The following is a 13306-nucleotide window of genomic DNA, read 5'->3' on the forward strand; positions in this document are numbered from 1 at the left end:
CTCACCATGCATTTGCTCGCAGCCCAACCTGGTGGCTTTGTTGAAGAAGAGGGCATCATCGACCTAGGTCAAGATCCTGCTAAAGTAGTGATCTTGGCTGCCGCCGATACTAGCCTTGCTATGCTGGCCACTGCAGCTGAACAACTCGGTGAAGAGCTACCATCCATCCGTTTGGCAAATTGGAGTCACCTGCTAAAACCTGCTGCTTTTGACCTTTATGAGCACAAGGTGTTGGAGCAAGCAGAATTAGTTATGGTGTCATTGCTAGGTGGCGCGAGCTATTGGAATTATGGTTTTCAACGTCTTCAAGCGTGGCAGCAGGCCAAACCTAACCGTCACCTTATATTGGTGCCTGGGGACGATGCCCCGGACCCTGAGCTAACACTAGCTAGTTCCTGTGAGCCTGCTTCGTGCCAACTTGTATGGCAGTACTTACGCCAAGGTGGTGTGAGTAACGGCATTAACTTGCTGCGCTATTTACTACAAGAGCTAAACCAAAATATACCAATAAACAAAAATCCAACATCAGCTTTACAGGCCAGCCAGCCCCAATGGCAACCACCAGCTGAGCTGCCCCAAGCGTTGATTTATCAGCCAGGCGTAGCCCAAGCTAGCTTAATGGGTTGGCAAAAGCAGACTATTACACAGGGTGTGCAACACGCACCCGTGGTAGCACTATTGTTTTATCGCAGCCATTTACAAAGTGGTAATACCCGCATGTTTGATGGCTTAATGGCCAGCTTGGTTGAGCAGGGTATGAACCCTATCGCCCTTGCTATTACCTCACTTAAAGACCCCCAAGCCTTGGCCTTGGTAAACCACACTTTAAAACAGTCAAACACTAAGCTGGTATTAAGCAGCTTGGGATTTGCCAGCAACAAGGTAGACGCGCCAAGTCTTAGCTCCGCGCCAACACAATTCAACTTGCCTATTGAAGGCGACATCCCAGTTTTACAACTGGTGCTGTCCTCCACCACCAATGAGGCGTGGCGTGAGCATAAACAAGGTTTAAGATCCCGCGATATTGCCATGCAAGTGGTATTGCCAGAGATGGATGGCCATGTACTCACTCGTGCTATCAGCTTTAAGTCCATGGGTTACTACAGTAAACTATGCCAAATAAACCTTGTGGGGTACGAACTAGAGCCAGAAAGAGCACAGTTTGTAGCTCGCCTTGCTAAGGGTTATTGTAGCCTTGGTCATAAGGCTAATAACGACAAACGTATTGCCCTCATACTTGCAAACTATCCCACCAAAGATGGCCGTATTGGTAATGGCGTAGGCTTAGATACGCCACAATCAGCCATTAACGTATTACAAGCTATGCAAGATGCAGGTTACGCCATTGATACGGTACCGGAAAATGGTAATGCTTTAATTGAAACCCTATTGGAATCTGTCACTAACAACCCCAATACCTTGCATCATCTGCCTTGTTGGCAAAGTTTAGACGCCGCTGCATACTTAGAACATTTCTCTCAGCTACCCGAGGCCTGCCAACAAGCCGTATGGCAACGTTGGGGTAGCCCAGAGCAAGATCCTAAATACCGCCAAGGACGCATTATGTTAGCGGGCTTACGCTTAGGTGAAACCTTTGTGGGCATTCAGCCAGCACGGGGTTATAACCTAGATTTAACGGCCAACTACCACGACCCAGACCTAGTACCACCCCACAGTTATTTGGCCTTCTATTTTTGGTTGAGGCATGTTTACCAAGTAGACGCTGTAATCCATCTTGGTAAACACGGCAACCTCGAATGGCTGCCCGGCAAAGGTGTGGCGTTAAGTGATGAATGCTGGCCCGATGTGGCCCTCGGCCCCATGCCTCATTTTTACCCATTTATAGTTAATGATCCAGGCGAAGGTGCCCAAGCTAAACGTCGCGCGCAGGGGGTGATCATTGATCACTTAATGCCCCCCATGGCCCGCGCTGAAACCTATGGCGAACTTGCAGATTTAGAAACCCTAGTGGACGAACTTTATCAAGCCGCAGGTTTAGATATGGGGCGTGAATTATGGCTAAGGGAACAAATTGTTGCCACCCTGGCTAGCAGTAATGTTAAACAAGAACTGGGGTTAACGGCCAACACCACCGAAAACGAAATGCTTGCCGAGCTTGATACCTATTTGTGCGACATTAAAGAAGCTCAAATTCGTAACGGTTTGCACGTTTTGGGTCAGTTGCCTGAAGATGACGAGCTCAGCGAAACCATTGTAGCGCTGCTGCGTTTACCCCGCGGCGAAGCCAACGAAGAGTGTGGCATTTTACACAACCTTGCCCTTGATCTAGGCCTCAAGGATTACAACCCTTTAGCCACCGAGGTTAGCCCTTGGCTTGGTGCTAAACCTCAGTTGTTAGCTCAGCAAGGTGACGGCGTATGGCGTTCCAGCATGGACACAAGAGAGCGCCTTGAATTATTAGCACTAAGCTTAGTTAATGAGTACTTACTTTCTCCAAAGAACAATGAAATAAGAATTTTAACGACAACCCTCCCACGTATAAGCCAACAATTAGCCTACGCTAAAAACACAATTTTAGTCGCTTTAGAAGACAGCGCTGTGCGCGAAACCCAAGCCCTTATTCAAGGCTTAGCAGGCCAAGCCGTAGAGCCTGGCCCTAGTGGCGCACCTACACGGGGCCGTTTAGATACCTTACCTACAGGGCGTAATTTCTTTTCTTTAGACAACCGTAGTGTACCGTCTGCAGCAGCATGGGCTTTAGGCCAACGCTCAGCCCAAGCCCTTATTGAACGGCACTTACAAGAGCACGGCGACTACCCTACCCAACTTGGTTTATCTGTTTGGGGCACCGCCACCATGCGCACCGGCGGCGATGACATTGCCCAAGCGTTTGCCTTAATGGGTATCAAGCCTATTTGGGCTCCTGGCTCGCAGCGGGTAACCGATTTTGAAATCATTCCTGCCATGCAATTAGGCCGTCCCCGTGTGGACGTTACCCTGCGCGTATCTGGGTTTTTTCGTGATGCTTTCCCTAATGTCATGAAGTTGTATGATGCTGCTGTGCAGGCCCTAGCCACCTTTGATGAGCCAGGTTCCAGCGCCAATAACGGCAATACTATACGCCAAAATGTTGAACAGCGACAAGCAGAACTAGAGGCTCAAGGCGTCAGCGCTGCCGACGCTAAACGTCAAGCCAGCTATCGTGTTTATGGTAGTAAACCTGGTGCCTATGGTGCGGGATTACAGGGCCTTATAGATGAACGTTGTTGGGCTGAACGCGTGGACCTTGCCGACGCGTACCTCAACTGGGGTGGCTACGCCTATGGCAATCAAACAGGTGATGGTGTGGCAGCCCATGAGGATTTTAAACACCGCTTGAGTCAGTTAGAGGTGGTGGTGCAAAACCAAGACAACCGCGAACACGACCTATTGGATTCCGATGACTACTACCAGTTTCAAGGCGGCATGACTAACGCAGTCACCAGCCTTAGTGGCCAAGCCCCTGCGGTGTACCATAGTGATCACAGTAACCCTAGCGTACCCAAAATTCGTACTCTTAAAGAGGAGCTAAATCGTGTACTGCGCTCTCGTGTGCTCAACCCTAAATGGATTAGCGCCATGCAACGCCACGGATACAAGGGTGCTTTTGAAATGGCGGCGAGTGTTGACTATCTATTTGCTTACGATGCCACCACGGATTTAATTGCTGATTACCAATATCAACAGGTCAGTGATGCTCTAATTTTTGAAGCCAATAACCAACAATTTATGCGCGACAATAACCCTGCCGCCTTAGAAGAGATGACCGAACGACTGTTAGAAGCTTGCCAGCGTGGAATGTGGCAACAACCAGGCGCACATCAACAGGCCTTACAAGATTTGCTGTTAGACTTAGACCAGCAAAAGGAATCCGCGTCATGACTAAGCCAACATTGATGGCACAGGACCCCCGTACCCTTATGGAGCAGAGCCCCCGCACCCTCATGGTGCAAGGCACGACGTCCGACGCCGGCAAAAGTATTTTAGTAACGGCTCTGTGCCGCATATTGGCCCGTAAAGGCATTAAAGTGGCCCCTTTTAAGAGCCAAAACATGGCCCTTAACAGCGCTGTAACCGCCGATGGAGGGGAGATAGGCCGTGCTCAAGCCGTACAGGCCGAAGCTTGTTTTTTGCAGCCCGATGTACGTATGAACCCTATTCTTCTCAAACCTAATAGCGATTTGGGTTCACAAGTGATCATACGTGGCAAAGCCATTGGCAACATGAAGGCAGTAGAATACCACCAGCACAAGCCTAAGTTATTACAAGACGTGGTAACTGCCCATCAAGAGCTATTAGAAGAATTTGATCTAGTAATGGTAGAAGGTGCCGGCAGCCCTGCAGAAATTAATTTAAGGGAACATGACCTTGCCAATATGGGTTTTGCAGAAGCCGTAGACTGCCCCGTGATAATCGTTGCAGACATAGACCGTGGAGGTGTGTTTGCCCACCTATATGGCACCTATGAATTACTCAGCCCTAGCGAACAAGCCCGCACTCGTGGCTTTATTATTAACCGTTTCCGTGGTGATAAAACACTGTTGCAAGGTGGATTAGACTGGCTAGAAGAAAAAACCGGCAAACCCGTACTTGCTGTTTTACCTTATATCCACAATTTGCACATAGAAGCCGAAGACTCATTAGCCGTTGATCAGTTTTCTAAAAGCGATGACGGTCAGCACTTTAAAGTTGTTGTGCCTATTTATCCTAGGGCCAGCAATCATACAGATTTTGATGCCTTAAGAATGCACCCTCAAGTAGATTGTCAGCTACTAAGAGACGTACAAACCTTCAAGGGGGCAGACCTTATTATTCTGCCAGGCAGCAAGAATACTCGTGGTGATTTAGCGTGGCTTAAAGAATCTGGCTGGGATGCCGTTATTAAACGTCATTTGCGTTTAGGTGGTAAAGTCATTGGTATTTGTGGTGGTTATCAAATGTTAGGCCAAGCCGTACACGACCCAGATGGCACAGAATCGAGCGCCGGCACCAGTGAAGGTTTAGGCCACTTGGCTATTGAAACCCTGTTACAAGGCGAAAAACAATTACGCAATGTGCAAGGTCATTGGTTGAGTGAGGTCGGTGATATTCCAGTCACAGGTTATGAAATCCATGTGGGGCAAACTACTGGTAGTGATTTATTGCAGCCATTAATGCAGCTCAACACTGGTCCAGATGGCGCTCGCAATAGCGAAGACACTGTTATGGGTAGCTATGTACATGGGTTATTTGATGAACCAAAGCTGCTGGAGCAATTATTACAATGGGCTGGTTTAGAGCAAACACAAGCATTTGATTATCCTGCCTTAAGGGCAGCACAGATTGAACGTTTGGCTGATGAAGTGGAAGTGGAGCTGCCGATAGAGAAAATTTTCAACATCATGCAGGGCCCCTTGTAACATGAGTTTGATTATCGCTATTGTGCTTGCCCTTGGCCTAGACTATTGGTTAGGTGAACCTAAGCGGCTGCATCCTCTGGTAGGCTTTGGGAGTTTGGCTGATGGGCTGGAGAAGTGGTTCAATTCTGTAGAGGGATTGCCAGTGAAGCAACGTGACACGCTATTAAAATGCAAAGGCACGCTCGCATTAATCCTTGCCATCGGGCCTCTTAGTTTTGCCGCTTATAGCCTAGAGCACACGTTAGCTAGTAACGAGGCATTATCACCACTTTTTGCTGCCGTGGTGTTGTATTTGGCGATTGGCTGGCGCAGTTTAATTCAGCACGCCAAAGCTATATCTGCGCCCCTATATGAAGGTGATTTAATCACAGCCCGGGTTGCAGTGAGTCATATCGTAAGCCGCGACACTCAAGACTTGAATGAGCAGGAAATCGCCAAAGCAGCCACAGAGTCGGTGCTTGAGAACGGTGCTGATGCGTTATTTGCAGCCCTGTTTTGGTTTATTGTCGCCGGTGTCCCAGGTGTGGTTATTTATCGTCTCAGCAACACCTTAGATGCCATGTGGGGTTATAAAAACCCACGTTTTCTGCACTTTGGTTGGGCTGCTGCACGTTTCGATGATTTACTTAATTTTATTCCCGCCCGCCTCACCGCCCTGGCTTACACCCTGTGTGGCAGCATTAACGGACAAACCCAAAACGCATGGCGAAGCTGGCGCCAACAGGCTGGCACTTGGAAAAGTCCTAACGCTGGGCCAGTAATGGCAGCTGGTGCGGGGGCAATAGGCGTGGAGCTGGGTGGCAGTGCCCTATATCATGGCCAAAACCAACATCGCCCTCCCCTCGGTTCAGGCAGTGCACCCATGGCTGCAAGCATTGATGATGCCTGCAATCTAGTGCACTACAGCCTAGCACTTTGGCTAGCCGTTATATGTTTGCTCGCTGTTATGGGTGCTGTTTAATGAACCTTCTATTTCATGGTGGTGATTTACACTCGGCATCCGCCATTTATGGCCGTGATCCTGCGGATTGGCTGGACCTATCCACAGGTATTAACCAACACAGTTACCCTGTGCCTGCTATCGAGAAGGATGCTTGGCACCAGCTACCTTACTTAAATCCTGTGTTAATCAAAGCTGCCCGATCTTATTATGGAGATCACCCATGCTTAGCAAGCAGTGGCAGCCAAAATATTATTCAATTGCTGCCCTCTATATTGCATCAATTAGGCAATCAAAAACCTGCATGGTTGCCCAATGTAGGTTATCAAGAACACCGTCAAGCTTGGTCACAACGAGGTGAGATTCATACCTACAGCGGATTAGACAGTCAGTTAGCTGCCCAACAAATAGATGCGGCACTGCATAATGATGAACTAGGGCACTTAGTAATCATCCACCCCAATAACCCAACAGGCGAAACGTTTAAACGGCAACAACTACGATCGTGGGCACAAGAGTTACAGGCTGTTGATGGCTTTTTGGTGGTAGATGAGGCCTTTATTGACACCACACCTTCTGCAAGTTTGCTCACAGAAGAGCTAGCCGATAACATCATTATATTACGTTCAGTGGGCAAGTTCTTTGGCCTAGCTGGTATTCGCTTAGGGTTTACCTTTGCCACTGAAAGCGTGTTAAATGGTCTGGCCAAGGAAATTGGCCCTTGGTCCGTTAACGGCCCAGCGCAAACTGTAGCTATTGCGGCTTTAAGTGATACTTCGTGGCAGGCTAATATGCGCTCTCAACTTGTGAAGGAAAGGGGGAAACAGTTGAGTGTTTGGAAAAAGTCAATGATTCAACTAGGCGCTGATCTAGCCGCTTCGCATGAATTGTTTCGCAGCTTTAGTATGGCATCAGATTTAGCCCACAGACTGCATCATAGCGCTGCCAAAAACGGTATTTTATTACGCTCAGTTGATATCAACTCAAGCACGAGTTTGTTACGCTTTGGCAATATTAATTTAAGCCACAGCAGCGCACTTGAACACTGTAAAACATGGATACAACAGGAATCCTAATGACTTTTTTCCCTCTGTTTCACAACACCCAGCAATTGAAAGCGCTGCTTATTGGTGGTGGAACTATTGCCAAACGCCGGGCTAAATCGTTAATTGAAGCGGGCGTTGTTTGTGATTTGATGGCCACAGCAGTATCAGAAGATTTAACCCGTTTAGTAGAAAGTACTGGGGGCTTGGTAACCATTGATGCCTATTCGTCAGATGAAGTGATGCTAGGTTACAGCCTCATTTTAGCTCTAACGGATGATCGTGCTATTAACCAACAGATCGCTACTGACGCTAAGGGCATGGGCTTATTAGTTAACGTGGCAGACTTTCCCGACGACGGTAATGTCATTTTTGGCGCCATCATTGATCGCGCGCCGTTAACCATTGCCATCAACAACGGTGGGGCTTCGCCAGTTTTATCTAGTATTTTGCGTCAGCAATTGGAACAATTTGTGCCCAAAGCCTACGGGCAACTAGCCAGCTTGGTTGGGGCTTACCGCTCACAATTAAAAGACGCCTTACCAAGCACCGCCGAGCGCTCTATTTTTTGGCATCGGGTGTTACAGGGACCGGTGGCGGAAGCTGTATTTTCTGGTAAACACAGCGAAGCTGAAAGCTTATTGAAAAATCACTTAAAAGAAGTTGATAGTGGCCTTGATAAGGTGATGAGTAACGGCGAGGTGTTTCTCATTGGCGCAGGCCCTGGTGATCCAGACCTCCTCACCCTTAGGGCTTTTAGACTGTTGCAAAAGGCCAATGTAGTACTCTACGACGCCTTGGTCTCTGACGGAGTCATGGCATTAGTCCCAGAATCTGTAGAAAGGGTCTATGTGGGTAAGCGCCGCGCCAACCATACTGTGCCTCAGACAGGCATCAATCAATTATTGGTGGATTATGCCAAACAAGGCAAACGGGTTGCTCGTCTTAAAGGTGGAGATCCGTTTATATTTGGCCGAGGCGGTGAAGAAATTGAAACCTTAGCCGAACAGCATGTGCCCTTTCAAGTGGTGCCCGGCATTACTGCAGCCAGCGGATGTTCTGCCTATTCTGGCATCCCCCTTACCCACAGGGACTATGCCCAGTCCGTGCGGTTTGTGACAGGGCAATTACGCGATGGCAGCGTAGATTTGCCTTGGCCCGAGTTAGTAGTAGAAGGACAAACCTTAGTTTTTTATATGGGTTTAAAAGGCTTACCCGTCATTTGTGAGAAACTCATTAACAACGGCATGGACAAAAACATGCCCGTAGCATTGATCGAAAAAGGCACCACCCAAGACCAACGGGTGTTGGTGTCTGACCTTGCGAGCCTACCAGCAATGATCAAGACAGAGCAGGTGATGTCTCCTTCCCTCTTTGTGGTTGGGCGCGTTGTGAGTTTACATGATAAACTGGCTTGGTTCACATCCTCCAGAGATGTCTGATCCATAGCTTTGGCTAGTTGAGATAGGTATATGAGTAAAGAAACGGAAAAAGAAATTGCTGCGCTACTGGCTCAATGTGAATCAGCATTAGTGGAGCACTCTAACCGAACAGGTGCCTCGGTATTTGCTGAAGCCCTCAACGAACCTGCCCCCAAGGCCACTGCAATAACCAAAGCTTTATCGGAAAAAGCTTTGGCCAAGATGGCAAAGTCCCTTGAATCCTCATCCTTTGATAGCAGTGAACATATAGCTAAACTTGATGCCAAGTTATCCGCCAAAGCCGATGCATTAGAGGATCTAAAACGTCAACGAGTGGTATTAGAACAAGAGCTAGAACAAGCTCGACAGGTAGATTTGGTCAACAAGCGAAAATCTTTGTACCGAGAAAGCCCTGGGGCCGATCCAATAACGCCAAAAGAAAAGGTAGTTCCTGGCAGAGTGGCCCTCAATAGTCGCCGTCGCAGATAATTCGCCCCTAGCAGGATGCTAAGATGCCCATCACACACCAATTATTGGCGATTTTTGTTGCCCTCATCTGGGGCACTAATTTTGTATTCATTGAACTAGGACTAAACGACTTACCACCGTTTTTATTTGCTAGCCTACGCTTTACCTTTGCTGCCTTGCCTCTGGTTTTTATTTTGCCTCGCCCTGTGGTGCCGTGGCGTTATTTAATGGCTTACGGTTTTTTTATTGGTTTTGGCCAATTTGGCTTATTGTTCTGGGTCATGGGCAGCCATATGTCTCCTGGGCTAGCCTCTTTAGTCATTCAGGTACAAGCAGTGTTCACCATTGTGCTTGCCATGATGTTATTTAAAGAAACCATTCGTTTGCCCCAAATTCTTGCGCTCATCATCTCTTTTGCAGGGATCTTACTGATCGCCATTCAAGGCAACACTGATGCTACCCCTATCGGGTTAGCCGTGATATTAGTCGCAGCCCTAAGTTGGGCCGCAGGTAACTTAGTTGTTAAGCGTTCTGGCAAGGTCCATATCATTGCCTTTTTAGCATGGTCCTCCATATTTGCCGTGCCTCCGCTGGCCCTCATGTCATTTTACTACGAAGGACCTGCGCTCATAGTCCATAGCGTAGCTTCCGCACAGTGGCATGCTTGGGCCATTGTGTTGTGGCAAACTATCGGTAACACTCTCGTCGGTTATGGCTTGTGGAACTTATTATTGCAGCGCCATGCGGCTGCGTTAGTGGCTCCTTGGGCGTTACTGGTACCCGTGTTTGGCATGGCCGCCTCCAGCGTTTTTCTTGACGAAAGTATGCCATGGTGGAAGTGGGTTGCTGCAACCTTAATTATTGCCGGCCTAGTACTGAACTTGCGCTCAACTCAATCACCATCAACACCAGCAAACGTAAATTAGGCCAATTATGAATTTTCTTCCCCGTCGCGTGCAGTATTTACTGGTATTGACCTTGGCACTATGGTGTTTACAAGGACTATTCCGTTTGCTGTTTTGGGGTTTGCTTTCCGAGCTACCAGTGGCCGTTGAAGGCTATTTACTAAAAGCTTTTTGGGTGGGTTTGCGTTTTGATTTAAGGGTCTCCTTATTAGCAGCCCTAATCACTTTGCCATGGCTATTTTTGCCCCGTTTTAGTGCCGTTAACTATCCCCTGTTGCGGCGGTTTTTAGGTTATTGGTTTGGCATTATTTTAATCACCATACTAACGATGTATGTCTTAGACGCTGGTCATTACTTGTACCTTAACAAGCGTATAGATGCATCTATCGTGCGCTTTAGCAGCGACATCGCCATATCTACCTCCATGGTTTGGCAATCTTACCCCGTGATTCAAATCTGCTTTGCCATGGCTGTGACTTGGGCTTTAGGTTATTGGTTGCACTATCAATTTCTATTACCTTTGCTCAGCCAAGAAAAGAACCGTAGGCGTTGGTACATTAACTGTATACACGTTATCGTTATTGGTGCGTTATTCTTATTAATACTTTTAGGCCGCTGGTCTTTGGTACCCTTGCGCTGGAATCACGCCTTTTTTAACGGCAATACCCAAGTCGCAGCCCTTGGCCTGAATCCATTTGTATGGATTTATGATACGGCCCGTTTTACTACAGACTCTGCCACCAAAGAAGATTTAACACCTCACTTTGGCACCCTTTCATATTTACTAGGAGCAGATTTTCCAAGTGGTGGTGTTGCTGCATTAGACCGCTGGAAAACACCTACAGCACCGGTAGTGGGCGCACAACAAACAACGCCCAATTTAGTTATCGTATTTATGGAAAGTCTTGGAGCAAGCCATATTGGCGCTTATGGCAATAAATTAAACCCCACCCCTAATATCGACACACTCATTAAACAATCTCGGTGGTATCCACACTTTAACGTACCCGCAAGGTCTACAGCCAAAAGTGTGTTTACCTCCATTACTGGCATTCCTGACGTCTCGGCGATAAAGACTGCCACTCGCAATCCCTACATCACCCATCAGCGTTCGGTCATTAATTCCTTTTCGCAACACAATAAGCACTACATGTTAGGTGGTAGCGCAGGCTGGGCTAACATGAGCGCCCTCATCAACAACAGCATTCAGGGCGTTAACTTGTACGAAGAAAAATATTGGACCTCCCCTATTGTGGATGTATGGGGTATCTCTGACCATTCATTATTAAACGAAGCTGGCACAATTCTAAGCCAAGCTAAAACGCCATTTTTAGGTTACATTCAAACCGCTGCTAACCATTCACCTCATACCATTGCCGATGATCAGAGCGGCTTTACGGTGCAGCCAAGCAGTGACGAAGAGCTTAAAAACAATGGTTTCACCAGCCTAGGGCAATACAATGCGGTACGCTTGCTGGACCATAATATTGGCAAAATGTTCGAACAGTTTAAGCGTGATGACTTATACGACAATACTATTTTTGTGCTTTTTTCGGATCACCAAGCCTCCTCTGCTAAAGTCCAACACCTACCTGAGTACATTTTTCAATTTGGTATCGCAGAGTTACCGGTGCCCTTAATTATACATGCACCAGCTATGATTGCCCCAGAAATTGATAACACCTTTGGTAGCTTGCCAGATCTTTTACCGACCATTGCCGGGTTATTTCCCCAACCTTATCTCAACACCACCTTAGGACGAGATTTAGCGTGGGCCAAAGGCAAAGATTTACCTGCTTATGCTTTTGTGCAAGACAGCCGTACTAGTGTTGCAGTTAACGGTAAGCAAATTGCCAGTGTTAATCACATTACTGGAAAGGTAGTGAGCGCTGATATAGACGAGGATGGCGTAGCCCACATCACCGCCAAAGCTAACCCTATGGCAGCTGCAGCCACAGCCTATTACCTAGCTGCACAATATTTGCTCAAGGCCAACGTAGCAAAATCTCAGAACTAAGTCAGCTGAGACGCATTAGCCACCAGCAAAAAATGAGTAGCAACTAATAAAAATAATTATACACAATAAAGCTACCAAGGCCCGATGTGCCCACACCAATACTCAATTGAAGGTAACCTACCAAGCGTTCTATACGCTTGCTAGGAATGCTGAAGGGAAGGCTAATAGCTGCTGATAAAAGTGCCATACCGGCGATAGAGCCGATGCCAAACAGCAGCATATAACCCAGGCCTAGCCAAAAGTTATGCGCCGCATTCAATGTTAATACCACTAACGCCGCAGAACCTGCCATGCCATGCATAATACCTACCATTAAGGTACGTATTGGAAATGGATTGCTATGTTTGTGTTGGTGAGCACTTACATCAGTGCTAACCTCACCAACATGGTGCTGATGGGCATGGATGTGGCGCTTACCATGGTGTTGATGCACATGAAAGTGGACGCCTTTAGAGCCCATACGAAAAAGCACATCTAGGCCCAAATACAACAACATAAGCCCTACTGCACACTCTAATATGGCTGCCATGTAATCAGGAACTAAGGTGTCTAACAGCAAGGCTGCGGTGCCGAAGACAAACAGAGTAATGGTATGCCCCAAACCCCACACAGCCCCATGACGCAAAGCTGCAGACTTGCCCTGCTTCTGAGTTACAATAGATGCCACAGCAGCCACATGATCAGCCTCTAAGGCATGACGCAAGCCGATCATAAAGCCGACTAAAAGAACACTTATTTCCACCTAACATCCTTTATTTAACGATCAACTTATTGCTTATTATTTCAACAACTGCAGACGATATATACTCTTGTTTACGTGTTGGTGATTCTGGGCGATCTCTATTTTTCCACCCAACTTGCGCAACATCACCTGGGTTTGTTGGCCGTAAAGGCAACGCCTAAAACTTTTATAGGACTGTTCGCCATCAGCTTTTATTTCCATTAAGGCAAATTCGTAAAGCTCAGGTAGACTAAATTCTAAACCTGCCAGCGTCATTCTTATGGGGGTCTCTACCTCGGCAAGCCTTAATCTTAGTGCTGCTGGATCCAACAAATACACAGCAAACACAAACTCAAGCACATAGTCGTAGACCTGCTGCGTAGGTAGCAAAG

10 protein-coding genes are annotated in these 13306 nt (G+C 47.4%); 8 read left to right on the top strand and 2 right to left on the bottom strand.

The features are described 5' to 3' along the window. The first annotated feature begins 6 nt into the window (after positions 1-6). The 8 genes from cobN to ABXT70_RS13455 are packed head-to-tail and all read left to right on the top strand — an operon-like array spanning position 7 to position 12193. Positions 7-3882, top strand: a complete 3876-nt coding sequence (cobN, locus tag ABXT70_RS13420) for a cobaltochelatase subunit CobN (protein ID WP_443640965.1) — start codon at positions 7-9, stop codon at positions 3880-3882. Next, positions 3879-5399, top strand: coding sequence for a cobyric acid synthase (locus ABXT70_RS13425; RefSeq protein ID WP_443640966.1), 1521 nt, complete (start codon positions 3879-3881; stop codon positions 5397-5399). The genes cobN and ABXT70_RS13425 overlap by 4 nt, the downstream gene beginning before the upstream one ends. A gap of 1 nt (position 5400) precedes the next feature. After that, positions 5401-6360 carry an adenosylcobinamide-phosphate synthase CbiB gene (cbiB, locus tag ABXT70_RS13430; protein ID WP_443640967.1) on the top strand — a complete coding sequence of 320 codons (960 nt, stop codon included), beginning with the start codon at positions 5401-5403 and terminating at the stop codon, positions 6358-6360. Then, positions 6360-7415: a threonine-phosphate decarboxylase gene (locus tag ABXT70_RS13435; protein WP_443640968.1), complete on the top strand. Its 1056-nt coding sequence runs from the start codon at positions 6360-6362 to the stop codon at positions 7413-7415. The genes cbiB and ABXT70_RS13435 overlap by 1 nt, the downstream gene beginning before the upstream one ends. Then, positions 7415-8824, top strand: coding sequence for a siroheme synthase CysG (gene cysG, locus ABXT70_RS13440; RefSeq protein WP_443640969.1), 1410 nt, complete (start codon positions 7415-7417; stop codon positions 8822-8824). Before ABXT70_RS13435 ends, cysG begins: the two co-directional genes overlap by 1 nt. A gap of 30 nt (positions 8825-8854) precedes the next feature. After that, positions 8855-9292: a hypothetical protein gene (locus ABXT70_RS13445; protein ID WP_443640970.1), complete on the top strand. Its 438-nt coding sequence runs from the start codon at positions 8855-8857 to the stop codon at positions 9290-9292. Between the two features lie 23 nt (positions 9293-9315). After that, positions 9316-10197: an EamA family transporter gene (locus tag ABXT70_RS13450; RefSeq protein WP_443640971.1), complete on the top strand. Its 882-nt coding sequence runs from the start codon at positions 9316-9318 to the stop codon at positions 10195-10197. Between the two features lie 7 nt (positions 10198-10204). Next, positions 10205-12193 (top strand): LTA synthase family protein, encoded by a 1989-nt coding sequence (locus ABXT70_RS13455; protein ID WP_443640972.1) that lies wholly within the window; start codon positions 10205-10207, stop codon positions 12191-12193. Positions 12194-12236: 43 nt separating this feature from the next. Here ABXT70_RS13455 and ABXT70_RS13460 read toward each other — a convergent pair whose 3' ends face one another. Together ABXT70_RS13460 and ABXT70_RS13465 are read right to left on the bottom strand one after the other, a co-directional pair. Further along, the gene (locus ABXT70_RS13460) at positions 12237-12935 is read right to left on the bottom strand and encodes a hypothetical protein (protein ID WP_443640973.1); all 699 of its coding nucleotides are present in this window, start codon (positions 12933-12935) and stop codon (positions 12237-12239) included. A 36-nt stretch (positions 12936-12971) separates the two neighbouring features. After that, positions 12972-13304: a hypothetical protein gene (locus ABXT70_RS13465; protein ID WP_443640974.1), complete on the bottom strand. Its 333-nt coding sequence runs from the start codon at positions 13302-13304 to the stop codon at positions 12972-12974. Positions 13305-13306 lie beyond the last annotated feature (2 nt).

Source organism: Candidatus Njordibacter sp. Uisw_039, from assembly GCF_047730075.1.
Classification (GTDB): Bacteria; Pseudomonadota; Gammaproteobacteria; order Pseudomonadales; family Balneatricaceae; genus Njordibacter.

Excerpts from the sequence above, each read along its gene's own strand:
- cobN (WP_443640965.1), top strand. The coding sequence starts at position 7 with ATGCATTTGCTCGCAGCCCAACCTGGTGGCTTTGTTGAAGAAGAGGGC.
- ABXT70_RS13425 (WP_443640966.1), top strand. The coding sequence starts at position 3,879 with ATGACTAAGCCAACATTGATGGCACAGGACCCCCGTACCCTTATGGAG.
- cbiB (WP_443640967.1), top strand. The coding sequence starts at position 5,401 with ATGAGTTTGATTATCGCTATTGTGCTTGCCCTTGGCCTAGACTATTGG.
- ABXT70_RS13435 (WP_443640968.1), top strand. The coding sequence starts at position 6,360 with ATGAACCTTCTATTTCATGGTGGTGATTTACACTCGGCATCCGCCATT.
- cysG (WP_443640969.1), top strand. The coding sequence starts at position 7,415 with ATGACTTTTTTCCCTCTGTTTCACAACACCCAGCAATTGAAAGCGCTG.
- ABXT70_RS13445 (WP_443640970.1), top strand. The coding sequence starts at position 8,855 with ATGAGTAAAGAAACGGAAAAAGAAATTGCTGCGCTACTGGCTCAATGT.
- ABXT70_RS13450 (WP_443640971.1), top strand. The coding sequence starts at position 9,316 with ATGCCCATCACACACCAATTATTGGCGATTTTTGTTGCCCTCATCTGG.
- ABXT70_RS13455 (WP_443640972.1), top strand. The coding sequence starts at position 10,205 with ATGAATTTTCTTCCCCGTCGCGTGCAGTATTTACTGGTATTGACCTTG.